19 protein-coding genes, 2 tRNA genes and 3 rRNA genes (1 of these 24 cut by a window edge) are annotated in these 22,276 nt (G+C 40.1%); 2 read left to right on the forward strand and 22 right to left on the reverse strand.

Annotated features, from left to right (window positions below):
- Nucleotides 1–20: 20 nt before the first annotated feature.
- The 7 genes from INQ00_RS01770 to INQ00_RS01800 form a co-directional block, all read right to left on the reverse strand.
- The gene (locus INQ00_RS01770) at nt 21–1,100 is read right to left on the reverse strand and encodes a porin (protein WP_197547118.1); all 1,080 of its coding nucleotides are present in this window, start codon (nt 1,098–1,100) and stop codon (nt 21–23) included.
- A 164-nt stretch (nt 1,101–1,264) separates the two neighbouring features.
- Entirely contained in the window at nt 1,265–2,218 is a 954-nt protein-coding gene (gene rfaC, locus INQ00_RS01775; protein WP_197547119.1) for a lipopolysaccharide heptosyltransferase RfaC, read from the reverse strand.
- Entirely contained in the window at nt 2,215–3,120 is a 906-nt protein-coding gene (locus tag INQ00_RS01780) for a DMT family transporter (protein WP_197547120.1), read from the reverse strand. Before INQ00_RS01780 ends, rfaC begins: the two co-directional genes overlap by 4 nt.
- A 28-nt stretch (nt 3,121–3,148) precedes the next feature.
- Nucleotides 3,149–3,733: a YcxB family protein gene (locus INQ00_RS01785; protein WP_197547121.1), complete on the reverse strand. Its 585-nt coding sequence runs from the start codon at nt 3,731–3,733 to the stop codon at nt 3,149–3,151.
- Between the two features lie 17 nt (nt 3,734–3,750).
- Entirely contained in the window at nt 3,751–4,794 is a 1,044-nt protein-coding gene (waaF, locus tag INQ00_RS01790) for a lipopolysaccharide heptosyltransferase II (RefSeq protein WP_197547122.1), read from the reverse strand.
- Between the two features lie 98 nt (nt 4,795–4,892).
- The gene (gene rfaD / locus INQ00_RS01795) at nt 4,893–5,816 is read right to left on the reverse strand and encodes an ADP-glyceromanno-heptose 6-epimerase (RefSeq protein WP_065244080.1); all 924 of its coding nucleotides are present in this window, start codon (nt 5,814–5,816) and stop codon (nt 4,893–4,895) included.
- Between the two features lie 52 nt (nt 5,817–5,868).
- Nucleotides 5,869–6,372 carry a protein disulfide oxidoreductase gene (locus INQ00_RS01800; protein ID WP_197547123.1) on the reverse strand — a complete coding sequence of 168 codons (504 nt, stop codon included), beginning with the start codon at nt 6,370–6,372 and terminating at the stop codon, nt 5,869–5,871.
- Nucleotides 6,373–6,482: 110 nt separating this feature from the next.
- On the opposite strand from INQ00_RS01800, the gene deoC reads away from it, so the two are divergent.
- Complete coding sequence (deoC, locus tag INQ00_RS01805; protein ID WP_014064305.1) at nt 6,483–7,157, forward strand: deoxyribose-phosphate aldolase; 675 nt, start codon at nt 6,483–6,485, stop codon at nt 7,155–7,157.
- A gap of 57 nt (nt 7,158–7,214) precedes the next feature.
- Here deoC and INQ00_RS01810 read toward each other — a convergent pair whose 3' ends face one another.
- The 9 genes from INQ00_RS01810 to INQ00_RS01850 form a co-directional block, all read right to left on the reverse strand.
- Nucleotides 7,215–7,889: a phosphoglycolate phosphatase gene (locus INQ00_RS01810; protein ID WP_197547124.1), complete on the reverse strand. Its 675-nt coding sequence runs from the start codon at nt 7,887–7,889 to the stop codon at nt 7,215–7,217.
- A gap of 12 nt (nt 7,890–7,901) precedes the next feature.
- On the reverse strand, nt 7,902–8,573 hold the full coding sequence (rpe, locus tag INQ00_RS01815) for a ribulose-phosphate 3-epimerase (RefSeq protein ID WP_197547125.1): 672 nt from the start codon (nt 8,571–8,573) through the stop codon (nt 7,902–7,904).
- 145 nt (nt 8,574–8,718) lie between these two features.
- Nucleotides 8,719–10,191, reverse strand: coding sequence for a subtype B tannase (locus tag INQ00_RS01820; RefSeq protein WP_420026375.1), 1,473 nt, complete (start codon nt 10,189–10,191; stop codon nt 8,719–8,721).
- 173 nt (nt 10,192–10,364) lie between these two features.
- Nucleotides 10,365–12,029 (reverse strand): bifunctional metallophosphatase/5'-nucleotidase, encoded by a 1,665-nt coding sequence (locus INQ00_RS01825; protein WP_197547127.1) that lies wholly within the window; start codon nt 12,027–12,029, stop codon nt 10,365–10,367.
- Between the two features lie 132 nt (nt 12,030–12,161).
- Nucleotides 12,162–12,491, reverse strand: a complete 330-nt coding sequence (locus INQ00_RS01830) for a DMT family transporter (protein ID WP_197547128.1) — start codon at nt 12,489–12,491, stop codon at nt 12,162–12,164.
- A gap of 37 nt (nt 12,492–12,528) precedes the next feature.
- Entirely contained in the window at nt 12,529–13,674 is a 1,146-nt protein-coding gene (locus INQ00_RS01835; RefSeq protein WP_197547129.1) for an anaerobic sulfatase maturase, read from the reverse strand.
- A 21-nt stretch (nt 13,675–13,695) separates the two neighbouring features.
- Nucleotides 13,696–14,283 (reverse strand): Crp/Fnr family transcriptional regulator, encoded by a 588-nt coding sequence (locus INQ00_RS01840; RefSeq protein WP_197547130.1) that lies wholly within the window; start codon nt 14,281–14,283, stop codon nt 13,696–13,698.
- Between the two features lie 39 nt (nt 14,284–14,322).
- Nucleotides 14,323–15,768 carry a sulfatase family protein gene (locus INQ00_RS01845; RefSeq protein ID WP_197547131.1) on the reverse strand — a complete coding sequence of 482 codons (1,446 nt, stop codon included), beginning with the start codon at nt 15,766–15,768 and terminating at the stop codon, nt 14,323–14,325.
- 49 nt (nt 15,769–15,817) lie between these two features.
- Nucleotides 15,818–17,530 (reverse strand): solute:sodium symporter family transporter, encoded by a 1,713-nt coding sequence (locus INQ00_RS01850; protein WP_197547132.1) that lies wholly within the window; start codon nt 17,528–17,530, stop codon nt 15,818–15,820.
- A gap of 213 nt (nt 17,531–17,743) precedes the next feature.
- On the opposite strand from INQ00_RS01850, the gene INQ00_RS01855 reads away from it, so the two are divergent.
- Nucleotides 17,744–18,538, forward strand: a complete 795-nt coding sequence (locus INQ00_RS01855; protein ID WP_197547133.1) for a sulfite exporter TauE/SafE family protein — start codon at nt 17,744–17,746, stop codon at nt 18,536–18,538.
- A gap of 36 nt (nt 18,539–18,574) precedes the next feature.
- On the opposite strand, the gene mazG is transcribed toward INQ00_RS01855, so the two are convergent.
- The 6 genes from mazG to INQ00_RS01885 all read right to left on the reverse strand — a co-directional run.
- A complete protein-coding gene (gene mazG, locus INQ00_RS01860) occupies nt 18,575–19,363 on the reverse strand; it encodes a nucleoside triphosphate pyrophosphohydrolase (RefSeq protein ID WP_197547134.1) in 789 nt (262 codons plus the stop codon).
- Between the two features lie 99 nt (nt 19,364–19,462).
- A tRNA-Trp gene (locus tag INQ00_RS01865) sits at nt 19,463–19,538 on the reverse strand.
- A gap of 15 nt (nt 19,539–19,553) precedes the next feature.
- A tRNA-Asp gene (locus tag INQ00_RS01870) sits at nt 19,554–19,630 on the reverse strand.
- A gap of 14 nt (nt 19,631–19,644) precedes the next feature.
- Nucleotides 19,645–19,760: ribosomal RNA gene (gene rrf, locus INQ00_RS01875) — 5S ribosomal RNA — on the reverse strand.
- 50 nt (nt 19,761–19,810) lie between these two features.
- Nucleotides 19,811–19,926: ribosomal RNA gene (gene rrf, locus INQ00_RS01880) — 5S ribosomal RNA — on the reverse strand.
- Between the two features lie 147 nt (nt 19,927–20,073).
- Nucleotides 20,074–22,276: ribosomal RNA gene (locus tag INQ00_RS01885) — 23S ribosomal RNA — on the reverse strand; it runs 697 nt beyond the window's last position.

The following is a 22,276-nucleotide window of genomic DNA, read 5'->3' on the forward strand; positions in this document are numbered from 1 at the left end:
TATAAGATTAAACTGATAAATTACCAGTATGCACGTAAACCGATAACAGTTTTGAAATCACGGCTACGATCTACAGTGCTATTTTCGTATTTAGTACGAGTCGCTTGCCATTCTAAGAATGGTTTCACTTTTAAAGAACCTTGGTTAAACACATAGTATTCAGTACCAACCATGAATTGGCGAGTTCTGTCTGTATTATTACTGTGTTTATCTGTTTTATATGCATACATTGCATAAACGTTCCAATCTTCGTTTAAACCTTGACGAACAATCGCACGCACTTCATTTTTAGTACGTTTGTCACCTTGGTTTTTGGTTACTTGACGCTCCAAATCTAAGCCATAAGTGGTGTGAACGAAGTTATATGCTAAACCTAAGCCATAAGCATTACGGAATAATGACGTGTTGTTTGCATTTTCGGAAATTTCACGAGTAAAACCTGCTGCTACAGTTACATTTTGAATGCTATCAATTGCATGGTTGAAGATAAGACCTGTACCCCAAGCATTTTTACGTTTGTTTGTTAAATCAAGGTTTTTCATGCTACGTTTGCTTGAACCACCGTAGTACGCACCAAATTTAACTTTGTTATCACCATAGTTACCGTTGTACACGTATTGAGTTACACGACGAGCAGAACCATCTAATAAGCCATCAGATAAGCTGTAAGTATTTGCTAAGTCGGTTTGTTTTACTTCATCAGTGATAGTTGGCATGTTACCGTAAGTTAACTCACCAAATTGTTTGTGGCCAATACCTGCGTAAAGGAAGTGTGTATAAACATGGTCAAAATCATGTTGTGAAGGTGCTTCACCACGCATACGCCATTCAGCACGGCCTAAAGCGTAGAAATCACCGCCTAAACTTTGTTTTAATTTAATACCAAAACGTGAACCATTGTTGTCTACTGCGTGGTTGATGTGCTCTTTGCTTTCACCGCCCGCTACATAGTTGGTTTTGTTAGAGGTGCTTTCCCACTTAACACGTAAAGAACCATAGAAATCGACATCCGTACCAGTTTGGTCAACATGGAAGTTATAAGCTTGTGCAGAACCTGCTGCTAATGCAGCTACAGATAAAGCAAGAAGTGTTTTTTTCATAACGCTTTCCTTATGATTTAATGAAGTTAATAAAAAATTGAACTTTTTTAGTCTATACACCAGAACCTGAATGTGTCAATCTTAAATTTTCCCAACTATCAGAAAATAGACAATATTTTAACTAAAATTAATCTAGATCAATACATTTCCAATTATTCTACAAACTATTTAATTAATGTATTTAGGCTAGAAAAGACCTGCTCTGAGGTAATTTTCTCCATCGAATTGGCAATTAAATAACACTGATTTTGACCATAACAACCAATTAAGGTCGGATCAGTTGCGCCATAAAGCGTAATATTGGGTTTGTCCAGTGCGGCCGTTAAATGAGCAAGCCCTGTGTCTACCGATACCACGGCTTTCGCATTAGCTATTTGGTAAGCCAATTCATTTAATGAAAGTTTAGGCAAAACGACTACATGAGATAAACCGACTGCTAATCGCTCTGCTCTCGCCTTTTCTTTTTCATTTCCCCAAGGTAAACGAACTTGAACAGAAAGTGCGGTCAGTTTTTCAATTAAATTTCGCCATTCATGTTCTAGCCAATGCTTTTCATCTCTTGTCGTAGAATGAAAAAAGATCACGTAAGGTTCGATAAAATCTGCGGAAATAAAATGACGCGCAATATCGTAATCCCCTTTCTCTTTCGGTAATGGATAAGATAAGGCTTGTGCAAAAAGTTGACGAATACGTTCTACCGCATGTTGTTGATAGGAAATCGCGTATTTTTTATCGTAGAACAAGGAAGCTATCGGCTCACGGATACTCTTGCGATCATAGCCATGTTTGACGCCATTAGCTAATCGTGTCGCAAAAAAAGCGCTCTTAAAAAGCCCTTGAGCGTCAATCACGGCATCATATTGATTGGCTTGTAATAAAGTGCGGTAAGATTTCCATTCGTTTTTTGTTTGAGCTGAAAAAGGCGATTTTCGCCAACGTCTTAAAGCAATTGGAATGATTTGATTCACTGCCGAATGCCAACGTGGAATTTCTGCAAAATTCTCTTCCACCACCCAATCAATAGAGAGATTAGGAATAGCACGCTGTGCATCAGTCAATGCCGGCAAAGTATGAATCACATCGCCCATAGAGGAAGTCTTAATCACACATACTTTCATTTAATTAACCTTCTTCCCCAGTGCATAATTCCAAGCCCTGATACGGCTAAAATGCCTCCAATAATTAAGGAGGAATCTACTTGTTCATTCAACCAAACGGCTGAAAATAAAATGCCTAAAATAGGCACAAGAATAATATAAGCCGAGGCATTGCCTGCCCCTAAGTGTTTCACACCATCAAAATACCATGCATAGGCTAATACCGTTGCACCAAATGCAAGACCAAGTAAACTTATCCACTCACCTTGTGATAAATTAAGTACTGTCAGCCAACCGTCCGAGCTTTCCACGCATAGAGCACTAATAAACAACAATAAAAAACCAAAAATGGAAGATAATGTGGTTGCGGTGAGAGAATCAATGCCCGCGAGTACTTTTCTCGCCAATAAGGTGTAAACGACCCAACAAATTAGTGCACCAATTAATAATATTTGCCCAAATCCAAAGGAATCCATCATTTGTAAAAAATTCCCTTTTGTGAGAGCCAATAATGTTCCACTCATGGCAATAACCATTCCGATTATTACCCAACGATTCCATTTTTCTTTAAATAAAAAAATCGCCAAAAGCGTGGTAAATACAGGGTTTGTCGCCACAATAACAGCCGCTTGTCCCGCGGGAAGATATTTCAACCCCCAGATAAAAAATGTGGAATAGGCGAAAACACCGAAAAAGGCAGTTACAAACAACCCCATCCACTGATTAGCGTTTAGTTGTTTAGCATATTTGAAGCGATTTGCCGCATATAGCCAAATAATGAGTGGAATAATGGCGAAAAAAAAGCGCACGCTTGAAGCAACAAATGTCGGCATAGCTTGGGCAACCACTCGTCCCCAAGGCCAAGAGGCGCCCCATAAAATCACCATTCCAATTAATTGTAAATGTATGCGGAGAGGGTTCATATCATTAACATATCCTGTTAGGCCTTTTCTATTTACTTAAAGGCTCTGCTTGGTAAGCTTTTATTTTTTCTCGTAAAGCGGCTTCAAATGCTTCTCGATGAGCATTATCTTGAAAGGCTGAATGAGGAATTAAGAAAAACAAGCCCGTATCAACTCGAATCATTAAGTAACCATAATGATTTTCGATATGATGAATGTACCGATAATTATATAAGGTTTGGCAGAGAGCTATTTCAGAATATAACCCATCTTCTTGAATTCGTATGGTTTTTTTTTCCTTATTAACTTCCCCATATACTTGGCTTTGAAAAGCTTTGGTATTTAAATAAGGTCGTATCAAAACTGCATAGAAAAAAGAAAGCATTGAGATAGCAAATAATATATATCCCGCATAATAGGCCAAGATATTTTCATAGCAATCATACAAATACTCTCCCCAATCCATCAGTTCAAAAGCAAGAAAAATACTTGGCAGCAAGAAGAATAAAGATAATAAGAAATCGCCAATACTCATCATCTTGCGAAATTTATTGTGCTTATAAATATCACGGCTTATTTTTTTTACTGCCTTAGTATAATTTTTATCTAATATGGGTTGATAGGTAATTTCCATTTTATATTCTCTCTTTCTTAAACGTCTAAAAGTGCGGTCAGTTTTTCTACCACATTTTCAGGTTTAATATCAATCAAACTTTGATGATACCCTTCCGAGCTATCTGTACTTTTACGCACCTTAATTAAATCGCCTTCAATTAAACGAATAATCACGGCTTTATCTGATAATGGTGGCGTATAAATTGGGCTCGTTGGACCATAAAGTGCAACCAATGGGCGATCTGTCGCGGCCGCAATATGCATTAAGCCACTGTCATTGCTTACCACTGCCGTACAATTAGCAATTAAATCTACCGCTTGATTCAGGTTTGTTTGCCCTGCCAAATTCAAACAGAATGGTTGTAGCTCGGCAGGCAACGCATTGCGAATTTGCTCACCTGCTTCCACATCTTTTGGTGAACCAAATAATTCTACCGCATAGCCTTTTTCAATGAGCATTTCAGCCAATTTAGCATAATGATAATGCGGCCAACGTTTAGCTGGACCAAATTCTGCTCCAGGACAAAAACCGATAATCGGACGCTCGCCTAAAAGTGCGGTCTGTTTTTCAAAGTTTTTTAAGGTTTCCGCCTGTTGAGTTGAGTCAACGGTTAAATAAGGTTTTAGAACAGTAATATCAGCCGCTTTCGGTACCGCATTTTGCTCAAAAGCTAACGCCACATAACGTTGCACCATCATAGGATAATCACGTTTATTATTGCGTAAATCGTTAAGCAAGAAATAACGGCTTTCCCCTTTCCAACCACGACGTACCGCAATTTTTGCAAAAGCGGGAATAAAGGCTGATTTCAAGGAATTTGGTAACACAATCGCCATATCATATTGATTGCGCAATGCCTTACCTAAACGATAACGTTCACACAAGGCAAATTTGCCGTGTCCGAGCGGCATTTCAATGGCATGACGCACTTCTGGCATACGGGCTAAAAGTGGTTTACACCAATTCGGTGCCATCACATCAATTTGGCAATTTGGATATTGCTGTTTGAGTTGTTGATACAAACTGTGCGACATCATCATATCGCCGACCCAAGACGGGCCGATAATTAAAATCCTCATGTTTGACCTTATAACAAAAGTGCGGCTAAAAATAAGACTAATTTTAACCGCACTTTATTCATTTTCTAGTATTGAACGACATTATTTGTTCAATATTTTTATTTATTTAACCACGCCATGTACTCAGCCACACCTTCCGCGACAGTTTTAAATGGTTTGTCGTAGCCAGTTGCGCGAAGTTTCGTTAAATCTGCTTGCGTATATTCTTGATAGCGAGATTTCAAATGCTCTGGGAATGGAATCGTTTCCACTGCGCCTTTGCCGTGGAATTTAATTACCGCTTTTGCTACCTCTGCAAAAGACTCTGCATTGCCGGTACCACAGTTGAAGATACCCGAAATGCCATTTTGCCAGCACCAAATGTTGACTTGTGCCACATCGCCTACATAAACGAAATCACGGCGGAAGTGTTCACTGCCTGCAAATAATTTTGGATTTTCGCCTTTCAGGATTTGGTTATTTAAGTGGAATGCCACACTCGCCATTGAGCCTTTGTGACCTTCACGCGGACCATAAACGTTGAAATAACGGAAACCACATACCGGTGATTGCGCTTCAGGTAAAATTGCACGCACATATTGGTCGAATAAGAATTTAGAATAACCGTACACATTCAATGGGCCTTCAAATTCACGCTCTTCACGGAATTCAGTTTTGTCGCCATAAGTCGCCGCACTTGACGCATACAAGAACGGAATTTGACGATCTAAGCAATAATGCAATAACTCTTTTGAATATTCGTAGTTATTGTGCATGATGTATTTACCGTCCCATTCAGTAGTCGCTGAGCAAGCTCCTTCATGGAATACCGCATCGATATCACCTAAATCATCACCTGCAATAATTGACGCAATGAAGTCTTCTTTATCACAGTAATCTGCGATATCAAGATCCACTAAGTTAATGAATTTAGTCCCGTCTTTTAAGTTATCCACCACTAAAATATCTTTGCGTCCCATATCGTTTAATGCTTTAACGATATTACTGCCGATAAAACCGGCGCCACCTGTTACGATAATCATAATTCTGTCCTCTTTAAAATAAGCCTGTGTATTGTAATAGATTTTGTACCGCTTAGCCAAAAAACTCTGTGAAAAACAACCGCACTTTTAAGCCCCAGTAACTTGTCCAGCCCGTTGTGGCCAAATCCATTTTTCCTTTATTTAAAATAATAATTGTTGGTGTCACATTCACCTGCCATTGATCCGCAATCTTGCCTTGAGGATCATTCACCGTTGTAAACTGATAGTGATGCGTTTGTAAATAATCCTCCACGTCCTTATTTGTCCCCGAACGCAGCGCAACAGAGACTACCGGATAGCCTTCTTCTGAAAGTGAATTAATTGCTGGAGAAGTATAACGACAATAACCACACCAACTTCCCCAGAAGTAAATGATCGTCGGCTTAGCTTGATCTAATTGGGGTAAAAAGAAGGCATTCCCCTGTAAATCATAAAGTGCAGTCGCATTGATTTCAGGTGGAATATTGGGTTTACGAATAAAATCGAGAATACTGCTCACGATAATCAATGTCAGCAGGAGCGAAATCGTATTTTTTAATAAGGTGTTAAGTTTCACAATAAAATGTCATGATCTAGGATAAATGGATTGTAATCGATCAGAAAAGTGCGGTCAAAATTACAGATATTTTGTTATGATAATCACATCATTTTATAAGGAGAAAAAATATGGATAGTAAACAATTAGCACAATATATTGATCACACCGCGCTCACCGCAGAAAAAACAGAACAAGATATTCTTAAACTCTGTGATGAAGCAATTCAGTACGGTTTTTATTCTGTCTGCATTAATTCAGGTTATATTCCTTTAGCCAAAGAAAAACTCGCTGGCTCAAACGTCAAAATTTGTACGGTTGTTGGTTTCCCTCTTGGCGCCAACTTATCCTCTGTCAAAGCGTTTGAAACCCAAGAAGCCATCAAAGCGGGTGCAGGTGAGATCGATATGGTGATTAATGTTGGCTTAATTAAATCCAATAAATGGGATGCCGTAAAAGATGATATTCAAGCTGTATTAACGGCTTGTCATGGCGTGCCACTTAAAGTGATTTTAGAAACGTGCTTACTCACTAAAGAAGAAATCGTAAAAGCCTGTGAAATCTGTAAAGCATTAGGTGTAGCATTCGTTAAAACCTCAACGGGTTTCAATAAAGGCGGCGCAACCGTAGAAGATGTGGCATTAATGAAGAAAACGGTAGGCAACATTGGCGTGAAAGCCTCTGGCGGTATTCGTGATACTCAAACCGCACTAGCGATGATTAAAGCGGGAGCTACTCGAATTGGCGCAAGCGCAGGCATTGCGATTGTAACAGGTGTTTCTGCTAATACCTCAAGCAATTACTAATCGATAATAAAAAAGGAGATTGAAGTGTATGCTTCAATCTCCTTTTTTAATCATCAATTAAAGAATCTCTAATAACTTCGCAAAGTCATCAAACACCCAATCTGGATTTGATTCCGCAATTGGAATGTTGTAGTTGTAACCGTAAGTTAAACCCACAGCTGGACAACCTGCTGAATGAGCAGCGAGAATGTCATTTCGAGAATCACCTACAAATAACACTTGGCGAGGTTCTACGCCAAATTTACCGCATAAATAATACAATGGGCCTGGATGTGGTTTAATCGCCGGTAATGATTGTCCACCAAGCATTTCACTGAATAAATGATCGATACCAAATGCGGCTAATACTGGCTGAACGTGACGAGTTGGTTTGTTCGTTACCACGGCTAAGGTATAACCACGAGCCTTCAAGGTTTCCAATGTTTCTTTTACATTTGGATATAAACGGCTCACATTACAAAGATTCTCTGCGTAATACACGTTAAAACGCTCTTTCACTTGCTCCATTTCTGCATCTGAAAAGTCTTTACCTGTTTGCCCTTTTGCCCATTCTAAAGCTCGTGCAATCAATACAGGCGCCCCATTACCAATCCAAGTTAACACTAACTCTTCTGGTGCTTGGGGTAAATCAAAGTCTGCTAAAGCAGAATTCACAGATAACGCTAAATCCGGCAAGCTATTCACAAGCGTACCGTCTAAATCAAAACCGATAACTTTAAATTGAGTCTTCATTCTCACTACCATCTATTTAACTGAAGCTAACTGCGCACGCATTTGATCAATGATTTGTTTATAATCTGGTTTACCAAAAATCGCTGAGCCTGCCACAAATATATCTGCACCGGCCGCAGCGATTTCTGCAATATTATCCACTTTTACCCCACCATCAACTTCTAAACGGATATCTAAACCGCTTTCATCAATCAGACGACGTGCCTGTTGTAATTTTTTCAATGTGGAAGGTAAAAAGGATTGTCCACCAAATCCTGGGTTCACGGACATTAACAAAATCACATCCACCTTATCTAATACATAATCCAAATAACTTAATGGTGTGGCAGGATTAAATACTAAACCTGATTTACAACCGTGATCACGAATGAGCTGTAAAGAGCGGTCAATATGTTCACTGGCTTCAGGATGAAACGTAATGTAATCCGCACCGGCTTTGGCAAAATCAGGAATGATACGATCAACCGGTTTCACCATTAAATGCACATCAATAGGTGCTTTAATGCCATAATCACGCAAAGCTTTGCACACAGCTGGGCCAAAGGTTAAATTCGGCACATAGTGATTATCCATTACATCAAAATGAATCACATCCGCACCAGCATTCAACACGTTTTGCACATCATCACCAAGACGAGCAAGATCTGCAGAAAGGATAGAAGGGGCGATTAAATAAGGTTTCATTTGTCATCTCCTAAAGGATAAAAGTGCTTGTAGTTTACTACGTTGAGCTCAATTTTACCTTGATTATTTACAAGTTTTAGCTGAAAACAAAGAAAAAAATAACCGCACTTGATTCGATTGCCTCAAAGTGCGGTTGGTTTTTCAGTTATTTTGAAATGCTATCAATCCATTGAAATAATTCATCGAGATCATAATCTCCTGAATGAGGTACACCCCAAGGCGTTTGATAGTCAACTTGCTTGCCATTCATGCGTAATTTTACTGCTAAGATCGCACTAATCGCATGAGATGTATCACGATCTGATGTTCCCGCACGGATGCGCCAATGCTGCGTTTTACTCTGATCGAGATAATTCATGGCGTTCATGAGTTTCACGATTTGTTTATCCGCCATTTCACCTTTCTCAGTGCTGTGGTGCAGTGAATATTCAGTAAAATGTTTATTATTCACCGTTTCCGTACCGAATAAATTATTCTCGCCAGAACTCAAATTCAATGCGTCAAACGCAGGTGGCGATTTCATTCGTTTTTCTGAGTGAACATAGCCATCCCAATCAATATCGCTTACGCCATCTTTGCTGACTTTCACCCAAGGTTTACCCTCAAAAGAGGCATCGTTTTTATGGGCTTTATCTGCAGATGAAGCAATCACTGAACGCATATAATCTTTGAAAGAGCCATTTCCTTGTGCATCTAATGTTAAGGCGTTGCCTTTTTCATCTTTTAAATTTAAGCTATTTAAGTAAGCTGGAAACGCCGCTTTAAGTTGATCAGAAACCTTGATTTCATCTGCAGACAATGTCCCTTCAATTTTAGCTTTTTCTACCTGTGAACGGTCATTATAGCTATTGGCATTCAAACGGCTCATATCCATACGGCTATATTCATTTACACCGTTAAATTCCCACTCATAAGCACTATCTGCATTCTCTAAATTGGTAATCGGACAATAAGCCGATACCGCAAAAATAGCATCACTTGCCTCAGCTGCGCCGGCTTGTTTTAAATAATCAGCATAATCGTTGCTATCACCACTCGCACCCAGTAAAGCAGATAATGCCCCTCCAGCACTGGTACCGTTAGAAATAATCTTCTTCGCATCCCCAGGCATCACATTATCATTCGCGTGTAAATAACGAACAGCCGCTTTCAAATCAATAATTGCTGCAGGTGCTTTACCGGTGTATTTCCCGTCTTTTTCTAAAGTACGGCCGCGCGCGCCTACGCTCGCCACTACATAACCTTTAGAAAGTGCGGTCACAATGGCATTCGGTTTATCGCCACTACCAAAACCTTTGGCATCATAGGTTGCCGCCTTAGCCGGCATATATCCACCAACGGCATTAGGTAAAAAGATCGGCACCGTTTCAGCTGAATAACCATTTATTTTTTCACCCTTAAAATAAGCTTCTGGAACGTAAATATTTAAGGTTTGATAATCAGGCTCTATTGGATTCGCTACGTACACAATCTTTTCAAAGGCACGGAATTTAACTGATGAATCTCCGACTTTTACCTCTAAAGTGCGGTAGTTTTTTGGGGTAAATTTAAGATCGAATCCCTTGTCTGTTTGATTAAAATAAGGGGTATTGGCTAGAGGATCGGGTTTATTTGGCATAGCAAGTGTTGAGGTTGAAAGTGTAAGTGCAATAAAGGTTGTAAGAAAAGTGGCTTTTTTCATAAAAATATCCTTACTGATAAATCTTGTTCGTCTGACTATCAGGAAAAACGAAAGTTCGGGATGCGCATAAAAAAACACCAAAAGCTTGTGCTTTCGGTGTTTTATTTAGATTAGTTTAATCCAATGATTTCCCAACGGTTGTGAGATTGACCATCGATTTTACCTTTCTTCACGTTGGTGATGTAATCGATCATCATATTTTGGATCGTGCCTTTTTCACGGCCCATTGCCACTTTAGATTCCCAAAGTACAGGAATTTGTTGTCCTTCCCAAATACCACCTTTACCGTTTAATTGAGCGAAACGATATGAGTTCATGCCCACTTTTAATTTCATATCATCAGTTACCGGTTTACCGTCAGCAAGGGTTAAATCAACGATTTTGCTACCTTGTGGATTACGTAAGTCAATTTTGTAATTTACGCCACCGAAAATGTCGTAAGTCACATATTTTGATTTTTTACGTTCCGCATTATAACGATATTCGGTGTCACCTGGTTGGATGGTATCGAAGTAGTTAGCCGACCATTCCATATATTCTTTTAATTGTTTACCGGTCAGTTCATAAACGGTGACATCACCACCTGCATAACGATAGTTAAAGATGATGTCTTTTTTCTTGATATCGCCTTTGTTCATACGTGCTTTTTGGTGGTCGAAAGAGAAAGTCACCACATCTGCACCACTGTAATGTTGTTCAACATCATTAATGAATGAAGATAAACCAGTATCTTTTGAGAATGCAGCAGATACACCGTGTTTGGTTTCTTGTGGCACCATTTCGTTTTCAGTTTGACCAATCACCACGTTGTTTAATTCACGTAATTTCTCGTGATAAGGTTTGTAGATTTCCGCAATTTTCTTATCCGCTTCAAGTTCTTTAACTGGAACGGTTTTAGATTCTTTCTTCACCAATTTCACTTCTTTTTTATCGTTAATATCAAAAGTGAGATCCACTTCAGATACCACGGTACCGTAACGGTGTGGTTCGGTGATTAGTGTATTTTTAATGGTTTCACTTGGCACATCTTTGTGCATGTGACCTGCAATCACCACATCAATGCCGTCTACCGCATTGATCACATCACGCATACCAGTGTCTGGAATCTTGTTTTCATTGTCGATACCCATGTGAGCGATAACAATAATTGCATCGACACCTTTCGCTTTTAACTTCTCAACTTGTGTACGTGCTTCTTCCGTTGGTGAAGTAAATTTCATGTCTTTTAAGTTGCCCGTGTCTTCTTCAAATTTTGCTGACATTGGGGTACTTAAACCGATAATCCCTAGTTTCACGCCATCTTTTTCGATGATGGTTGTTGCATCAATATAACGTTTATCGTTTTTCTTATAATAGAAGTTTGCGGTTAATTTTTTCGCTTTGATGTCTTTTAAGATTTCATCTAATGCTTTCATCCCAAAGTTAAACTCGTGGTTACCGAGTACGAAAACGTCGTATTTCATTTCATTTAATACTTTTGGAATTGGGTGATCTTTGTAATATTTTTTATCTTTTGCGAACACATCAACTTGGTTATCTTGGATCGCATCGCCCACATCCACTAATACCACGTTTTTGTTGTTTTTACGCACATCTTTCACATAAGTTGCGATTTGCGCATAAGAACCAGATTTATCTTCTACGTCTGCGCCATAGCTCCAAGGTACAACGCGACCGTGAATGTCTGAAGTACCTAATAATTTAATATTCACTTCTTGTGCCATTGCTGTACTCACAGCAGAAAGCGCAAATAATGAGCAAAGTAATTTTTTCATAAAATTTCCTTTAAAGTTGCACAAAGTGCGGTTAAAAATGCCGGAGAATTATAGCGATGAATTGATTACCAACATAATTTTATTTTGAAGAAAAATAAAATTTGTGAGCTTGATTACATTTCATTTGGAGGATTAATGTCCTGTTTGAGAAAACAAGTTAATTACTAAAACACCGCTGATAATCAATGCCATACCAATCAGCCCAGCGGTATCGATTTTCTGACCAAAAGCGAAATACGCCACGATGGCAGTCAAAACAATGCCAACACCCGACCAAATGGCGTAAACCAAGCCAACAGGAAGCGTACGGAAGACAATAGAGATAAAATAAAATGAAACGGAATATAAGGTTAATGAGCCAACTGTAGGCCAAAGTTTTGTAAAGCCATCGCTGACTTTTAATAAATTCGTTGCCACAATTTCAAAGCAAATCGAAATAGCAAGTAATGTCCAAGGATTCATATCAATAAAAAAGTAGAACAGAAAGTGTCATTATATCTTAAGCGGCAGATGGATGTAAACGAATTTGGCGAGCCATGGCTTGCATATAAGGCGCCGTTTGTTCAAAGAAATAACGGTAAGAAGCACATAAATAATTATGTGGATTGGGTTCATTTTCGAGAGAAACAAAACGATGTTTCGGGCAACCGCCATAACAGAGTTTACGAAACTCACAATGACGGCAAAGTGCGGTCAATTTTTGTGATTTTTCTAAACCGAATTGTTGCTGTTTACTGGAAAACACAATCTCTGTTAAAGGTTGCTGAGTTAAATTTCCGACCTTGTATTCGGGATACACAAAATGATCGCAAGTATACACATCGCCATTGGCTTCCGTGATAAGCGATTGCCCGCAAGTAGGTTGATGAACACAGGTTGTGGAAGGATAACCAAGCCATTGTCCAAGCAGATTATCAAACTGCGACACATAAATTTTCCCTACATCATGCTCATACCATTCATGAAAGACATCCACGAGAAATTGTCCATAACCTTCTGATGGTACTGAAAAATCGGTGACAGATTGTGTTTGTGCATGACGTTCGACAATAGGAATAAACTGCATATAAGTCGAGCCAAGCTGTTTGAGTGCTAAATAAGTTTCTCTTCCTTTTTGCCAGTTTTGATCATTAATGACGGTAAGCGTATTAAATTCCACGCCATATTCTTGAAGCAGATTTAATGCTTTCACGACTTTTTCAAAGGTGGGATTGCCGTTACCCGAAATACGATAACGATTATGTACGGCACTTAAGCCGTCAATAGAAAGCCCAATAAGAAAATTATGTTGTTTGAAAAATGCTGCCCATTGCTGATTAAGTGCAATACCATTGGTTTGAAAGGCATTTGTGATCTGTTTACCTTGAGCAAATTCCTGCTGATATTCAACGGCTTGTCGATAAAAATCTAAGCCTAAAAGAGTGGGTTCACCACCTTGCCAAGCGAATTCAACCACATTACCGGCGTGAGATTGAATATAGTTTTTGACGTAATGTTTTAAGGTGTCTTTCGACATAAAAGGCGCATGTTGCCCAAACTGTTCTGATTTTTCCAAATAGAAGCAATATTCACACTGAATGTTACAGTGAAAACTGCTTGGTTTCGCCATTAAGTGAAAATGAGCTTGTGGTAGAAAAACAGACATCAACCATCCTTTGTTACAACATTATTTATGACCTGATATTCGATCAAATGCCCCGTTTTGTTTGAGCTCTTTAGCAATACGAATGGCGGTTTCCGTTTCACAGCCCGCATATTCCGCAATTTCGCGATACGTCCAATTATAATCAGGAAAGTTTTGTTTGAGGAAATATAAACTATCCATCACACGATCTAAGGTGCGTAAATAGGCACTTTTTGCTAAACGCTCTTCGGCTTCACGTAGTTCATCAGCCAAGATCTGCAGTAAACATTGGCTCATCACCGTATTATGCGTAAAAAACTCGCTCACTACATTGGGCTTGATGCGAGTAATCTCTGCATCAATTAAGACTTTTGCATTGCAATGATAGTGTTTATCCGTCATGGAGAATAAGGTTCGGAAACCAAAATAATCCCCTTTGGAATATAACCGCACCAAGCTTTCCTTGCCATTTTCAAGGGTATGAAATAAGCCAATCAAGCCAGCTTGCACATAATAAAACTCATGTGCCGACTCACCTTGTTGATACAAGAAGGAACCTTTCGGTAAGTGATGTAACTCGGTGAGCTGGCAATGTGATAACTCAGTAGGCTTGATTGAGCAATTTTCCATAAACGTCCTTCAAAGTGCGGTCAGTTTTTTCTTTGTTTTTTATACTTCATGAATAATTCGATATACCCAGTTTTCTAGCGGATCATTTAAGCGTTTCATTTCTTGACGCATTTCTTCTAGCATCTCTTTTTTAACAGCTTCATATTCTGGCCTATAGAACAAATTATGCATTTCAGCCGGATCATTTTTTACGTCATAAAGCTCACAAATGTCCGATGCATTAAACACCAATTTATAGTCTTTACGGTGCCACATACGTTGTTCAAAGTAAACGAAATGCCCCGCTAACTGTGCCAATATCCCTTTTCGTTGATTATCTTGATGTTGACGAACGATCGGCAAAATACTTTCCCCTTCAAAGGCGGAAGGAATCGGCTGATTAGCCAAATCATAAACCGTAGAGGTTAAATCATGGAGATAGACAAGATTATCATCTTGTTGATTAACACGATTTGAATTCGGGTCTTTGATAATCATCGGAATGTTGTAGGTGGTATCAAACATGAACTCCCCTTTCTCAATCATTCGATGAGCGCCCATCGCATCACCATGATCAGCAGTTGCCACAATAAAAGTGCGGTCATAAATGCCTTTATTTTCTAAGAAAGTAAACAGCTCACCAATCGCATCATCAATCAGGGTAATATAGCCCCAGAATTTTGTGATAACCTCTTTCCAATGATCTTCACTCGCCTCCCACATCCCCCACATTTTAGAGATAGTACGATAGTGTCCTGGTTTGCCTTCTAGTGGTTTGAAGAAGCTTTCATCTAGTACCACATCTTCTTTTTTATACATAGAATAATACGGTTCTGGCACGATACAAGGCGTATGCGGTCCCCAGAAATTAATCCATGTGAAGAACGGTTTATTTTCAGTAAGCGATTGGCTGATATAGCTTTTCGCCTCATCAATAATGAAATACGGGATGGTTTGTTCTTTTGTGCCTGAAAGCAAACCACAAAGTTCTTGCACGCGCAAATGTGGGTTATCACCGAAATAAGCACGACTCACTTCAGGGATCTCATAACCTTTTTCATCTAACCATTCTTTATAACGATTGGAATGTGTCGGCGGTTGGTTGAACACTAAATTTTGATACACGCCACTGCCCGGATAACCATAGCCGTCAAAGTTATGCCCTTTAATTCCATAATCTTCCGGTACGGATTTTGTCCCAACGTGCCATTTCCCCACAACATAGGTATTATAGCCGTCTAGTTTACCGATATTCGGTGCATCTTCACTCACTTCACCTGTACCGCCTTTTTCTCCATTACGAATGATGCCATGTGTGGACGGCATTAAACCAGTAAAAAGTGAAGTCCGTGCGGGTCCACAAACGGAAGCTGGTGTAAAAGCATTATTAAAACGCACGCCATCTTTAGCTAGACGATCGATATTCGGGGTTTTAACGATCTGGTGACCATAAGCACCCAGCATATCTTTACGAACTTGGTCGAGTAAAATATAGATAATGTTCATACACAATCCTTATCTATTTTAAGGGCGTACGTGATGTACGCCCGACTGCTTAATGTTGGTTAGAAAGATGTAATTGATGTTCTGTTTTTTCATTTTTTGGTCTAAAGACAATCAACACGATGAGTTGTAATACCGCATACACTTCCAACACTAACATTGGATTACCATCTGGTGAAGCAATACCCACTGGTGATAAGAAAGCATAAAGCGCAATTAAACCAAGAATCAATGAAACAGACGTCACTTTAATATATTTCCAATTGGTTAAGTCCACGTCGCCTTTATTGACGGTATTTTCCACATAAGGCTCACGTTTTAAGAATTGACCTAGAATCAACATGAAGACAACATCAAATACGAATAATCCGCCCATGACATACACGAAATTAATTTTCACATTGAACACCCAAACAATACTGAAATAAAGTACTACGTGTACAAGTAAAGCAATACGTGCCGCTAAACCTGAAACCGTTTTATTGAACAAACCAACAGCAAATAACGCCACGATTGGAATATTCACAAAACCAGCAAAGCGTTTAGTGATTAAGAAAATACCATCTGTACCGAACATCAAAAGTGGGCCAATAATCATGGTCACAATCGCCATAACAGTTGAGACTTTTTTCGCATAGACGATCAACTCTTGATCGGTACGTTGTTTTTTACTGATAGATGGTAATAAGTCTTTACAATAAATGGTCGCTGCAGAGTTTAAGAATGAGTTAAAGGTACTTAAAATTGCACCGAAAAGTGCCGCAATAAAGAAGCCTTGTAATGCGGTCGGCATCACTTTATTGACCAATAATGGATAAGAGGTATCAATTGGATTTAAGCCTTCACCTAAAATATGGAAACTCAATAAACCCGGTAAATTAAGAATAATCGGTAATGTGAGCAAGAAAAGTGCTGCAATTAAAATCCCTTTTTGACCCGATGCTAAATCCTTCGCCCCTAAACAACGTTGTACGATAGCTTGGTTCGTTGTCCAATAGAAGAAGTGAACAACCATAATACCAGTAAAGATTGTCGGCCAAGGGGTGGAGTCTGTTGAACTACCAATAGCGTTCCATTTTTCAACGTGAGTGGTAGTGATAATATTCAAGCCTTCTGAAATGCTGCCATTACCTAAATAAAGCAATGCAAATACAGGTACAAGCAACGCACCAATCACTAAGATCACGGCATTGATAGTATCGGAAACCGCTACCGCTTTTAACCCACCAAAAATCGCATAAATCGCCCCAACTACACCGATAGCAATTACAGTATAGACAATTGCTTGCGCATAACTTAATCCGAAAATAGTTTCTAGATTGAAGATTTTATTAAAGGCAATCGCTCCGGTATAAAGTGCGGTCGGAATAACGATTAAAAGATAGAAGACTAAGAATAACCCTGACATAATCAAACGAGTTTGTCGGTCAAAACGATTTTCAAAGAATTCTGGAATGGTGGTATAACCGTTACGCAAATATTTCGGCAACATATAAAGTGCCAAGAAGCAAAGTGGAATCACCGTTGGCACAGTCCACGCAATAATAGAAAAGTTGTTTTGATAAGAAACAGCATTCACGCCAATCAATTGCTCTGTTGAAAGAGAGGTCAACACCATTGAGCAACCAATCACAATACCGCTTAATCCTCGTCCCGCTAAGAAATAACCTTTCGAGGTGGTTAAATCATCGTTTTTAGTACGTAGCCATGAAACATAGGCCACTAAAGCCGTTACGATGAGGAAACTCGAAACTGTTAATAGCATACGCTCCTCCTTGTAGAAGCCATTATTAAATTCCATTTATAGACTACTGCTAGGTGTATAAAGAGCATATGATAATTGTCATACTGATTGTGTGAGAAGGATCACAAAATTAAAATAAAGTCTATTTTTATAGATAATTATGAGCAAGATCATAAATTATTTATTTATCCAAAAGAATAATAATGCCGTACTCCCACACAAAAGGAGTTTGAAATGAGCTTACAGTTAATTCTTATTTTGATTTTATGTGGTGTCATGACGAATATCATGTCGGCCATCTTTGGTATTGGTGGCGGTGTATTGATGGTGCCGATTCTCTACACTTTATTCCCACAATTTCCTCTACAAATGATTGCTGCAACATCATTGACGATTGTAATGGGATCATCCTTTATTAACTTAATTTATTTCTACAAACAAGAAGTATCAATTAATTACAAAGCGATACTCATTTGGTCTGTTGGCATGATTATTGGCGTACAACTAGGATTTGAATCCAGTTTTTATATACCTGATATTGCTATTATCAGTGTGTTTGTTATTACGCTTTCCCTATTGGCAATTCGTACTATTTTTAGTAAAGAAACCGCAATAACTCAGCAATCTACAGCAGATGAAATGATCAAAGGAATCAGTCTTTCAACGGTAGGCGGATTTATTGCAGGTATGACAGGTATTGGAGGAGGCTCAATCATGGCACCTTTAATTGGACAGCTAAAATCCGTTAAAGCCCATCAAATTGCCCCTTATACCAATGCAATGATGTTTATTGGTGGATTAGGTAGCCTTTATGGCTATCTTTCAAAAAGCTCACCGCATCACTTTGGTTGGCAAATCGGTTACGTTAATTTTTCGATCGTGATTATTGTCGTACTCAGCGCTTTTGTGACCGGATTTTTCTCGATGAAAATTCGAGGTAAATTATCACCGCACTTAGTCAAAAAACTATTAGGCATTATTCTATTGGTGATCAGTGCCTATATGTTACTTATTCATGCTATAAAATAAAAAAATGGCAGAGGAAAACGCCCTCTGCCATTTCAATTATTTTTCTTCTCTTTTCACTTCATCCCATAGGATATCTATTTCAATTAAAGAAAGATCTTTAACTGATGAACCTCGTTCCAATGCTTTTTCTTCTACTTTACGAAAACGTTGTTCAAATTTATTATTCGCCTTACGCAAAGCCTCTTCTGCATTACATTTGAGATGTCGAGACAAATTAACTGTTGCGAAAAATAAATCCCCGATTTCCTCTTCTATTTTTTCCTGATTATGAGGAGTTTGATTGATTTCATCCCTAACTTCTTGCAATTCTTCTTCAACTTTTGCTAATACAGATTCAACGTCATCCCAATCAAATCCAATCTTTGAACACTGTTTTTGCATTTTTTGTGATCTTAACAATGCAGGAAAAGAATTCGGAATATCATCTAAAATAGAACGTTTTTCTTGAACTGATTTCTCTTGTGCTTTGATACTATTCCAACGAGCTAATGCCTCTTCTTCATTTCCAGCTGTAGCATCTCCAAACACATGAGGATGACGACGCACGATCTTTTTAGAAATATCATCAAGAACATCATCAAATGTGAAATAACCATCTTCAGAAGCAAGCTGACTGAAAAATACAACCTGTAATAAAAGATCGCCAAGCTCTTCTCTTAAATTAACAATATCTTTCTTTTGGATAGCATCAATGACTTCATAAGTTTCTTCGGTTAAACAAGGAATCATTGATTCATAATTTTGCTTAAGATCCCAAGGACAACCGCCATTAGGATTACGTAATTGCGCAATTAATTGGATAAAATCTTGAATGGAATAATGCATAAGAATATCTCTGAAATACTAAAAATGTGATTAGTATAAAACGAATAGCAAAATAGACAATATTCTTACAAAAATTAGAGATAATTTGATATGGAATAATGGCAGGGGCGGAGAGGCTCGAACTCCCAACACCCGGTTTTGGAGACCGGTGCTCTACCAATTGAACTACGCCCCTATTGGTATTAAGAATTGGCGGAATGGACGGGACTCGAACCCGCGACCCCCTGCGTGACAGGCAGGTATTCTAACCAGCTGAACTACCACTCCGCTAAATGAGGTATAATTGGCAGTGACCTACTCTCACATGGGGAAGCCCCACACTACCATCGGCGTAACAATGTTTCACTTCTGAGTTCGATATGGATTCAGGTGGGACCATTGCACTGTTGCTGCCAAAATTTTTATTTTGTTAATTTACTCTAAAAATAAACTAACAAAATAAAAAGTACCTGGCGGTGTCCTACTCTCACATGGGGAAGCCCCACACTACCATCGGCGCATCGGCGTTTCACTTCTGAGTTCGGTATGGGGTCAGGTGGGACCACCGCTCTATCGCCGCCAGGATTATTCCTTTAATAACTTTTCTATTTCTCTCTGTTCCGCTATCTCTAGCGCTCACAACCAAACAAGCTGATAACCTTCAAAACTTTCTTCTCTTTCTTCTCTGAGTTTGTTTCGTCTTCTCAACACCCAAAACCCTTGAGCGTTGTATAGTTAAGCCTCTCGGGCAATTAGTACATGTTAGCTCAACGGCTCGCACCGCTTACACACCATGCCTATCTACGTCTTAGTCTTAAACAACCCTTACAGATTTTAAATCTGGGAGAACTCATCTCTTGGCAAGTTTCGTGCTTAGATGCTTTCAGCACTTATCTCTTCCGCACTTAGCTACCCGGCAATGCGTCTGGCGACACAACCGGAACACCAGTGGTGCGTCCACTCCGGTCCTCTCGTACTAGGAGCAGCCCCAACCAATTCTCCAACGCCCACGGCAGATAGGGACCGAACTGTCTCACGACGTTCTAAACCCAGCTCGCGTACCACTTTAAATGGCGAACAGCCATACCCTTGGGACCTACTTCAGCCCCAGGATGTGATGAGCCGACATCGAGGTGCCAAACACCGCCGTCGATATGAACTCTTGGGCGGTATCAGCCTGTTATCCCCGGAGTACCTTTTATCCGTTGAGCGATGGCCCTTCCATTCAGAACCACCGGATCACTATGACCTACTTTCGTACCTGCTCGACTTGTCTGTCTCGCAGTTAAGCTTGCTTATACCATTGCACTAACCTGACGATGTCCGACCGTCATTAGCAAACCTTCGTGCTCCTCCGTTACTCTTTGGGAGGAGACCGCCCCAGTCAAACTACCCACCAGACACTGTCCGAGACCACGTTTCGTAATCTTCGTTAGAACATCAAACGTTAAAGGGTGGTATTTCAAGGACGCCTCCACAATCACTGGCGTGACTGCTTCTAAGGCTCCCACCTATCCTACACATCAAAATTCAATGTTCAGTGTCAAGCTATAGTAAAGGTTCACGGGGTCTTTCCGTCTAGCCGCGGGTACACCGCATCTTCACGGCGATTTCAATTTCACTGAGTCTCGGGTGGAGACAGCCTGGCCATCATTATGCCATTCGTGCAGGTCGGAACTTACCCGACAAGGAATTTCGCTACCTTAGGACCGTTATAGTTACGGCCGCCGTTTACTGGGGCTTCGATCAGGAGCTTCTCTTTCGATTACACCATCAATTAACCTTCCAGCACCGGGCAGGCATCACACCCTATACGTCCACTTTCGTGTTTGCAGAGTGCTGTGTTTTTAATAAACAGTTGCAGCCAGCTGGTATCTTCGACCGGTTCAACCTTCGCCCGCAAGGGACTACAATCTACGCCGGCGCACCTTCTCCCGAAGTTACGGTGCTATTTTGCCTAGTTCCTTCACCCGAGTTCTCTCAAGCGCCTGAGTATTCTCTACCTGACCACCTGTGTCGGTTTTCAGTACGGTTTAGATAAACCTGAAGCTTAGTGGCTTTTCCTGGAAGTGTGGTATCGGTTACTTCAGCTCCGTAGAGCCTCGTCATCATCTCTCAGTGTTTAATAGAAGTCCGGATTTGCCTAAACTTCCCACCTACAAACTTAAACGCACATATCCAACAGTGCGATAACCTAACCTGCTCCGTCCCCACATCGCAGTTTATCCAAGTACGGGAATATTAACCCGTTTCCCATCGACTACGCTTTTCAGCCTCGCCTTAGGGGCCGACTCACCCTGCCCCGATTAACGTTGGACAGGAACCCTTGGTCTTCCGGCGAACGGGTTTTTCACCCGTTTTATCGTTACTTATGTCAGCATTCGCACTTCTGATACGTCCAGCAAACCTCTCGATTCACCTTCATCCGCTTACAGAACGCTCCCCTACCCAACAGACTTTCGTCTGATGCCGCAGCTTCGGTGCTATATTTGAGCCCCGTTACATCTTCCGCGCAGGCCGACTCGACTAGTGAGCTATTACGCTTTCTTTAAATGATGGCTGCTTCTAAGCCAACATCCTAGCTGTCTAAGCCTTCCCACTTCGTTTCCCACTTAATATAGACTTTGGGACCTTAGCTGGCGGTCTGGGTTGTTTCCCTCTCCACGACGGACGTTAGCACCCGCCGTGTGTCTCCTGAGTATCACTCTTCGGTATTCGTAGTTTGCATCGGGTTGGTAATCCGGGATGGACCCCTAGCCGAAACAGTGCTCTACCCCCGAAGGTGTCCGCTCAAGGCTCTACCTAAATAGATTTCGGGGAGAACCAGCTATCTCCCGGTTTGATTGGCCTTTCACCCCCAGCCACAAGTCATCCGCTAATTTTTCAACATTAGTCGGTTCGGTCCTCCAGTTAGTGTTACCCAACCTTCAACCT

It is taken from the genome of Haemophilus parainfluenzae (genome assembly GCF_014931275.1).
Lineage (GTDB): Bacteria > Pseudomonadota > Gammaproteobacteria > Enterobacterales > Pasteurellaceae > Haemophilus_D.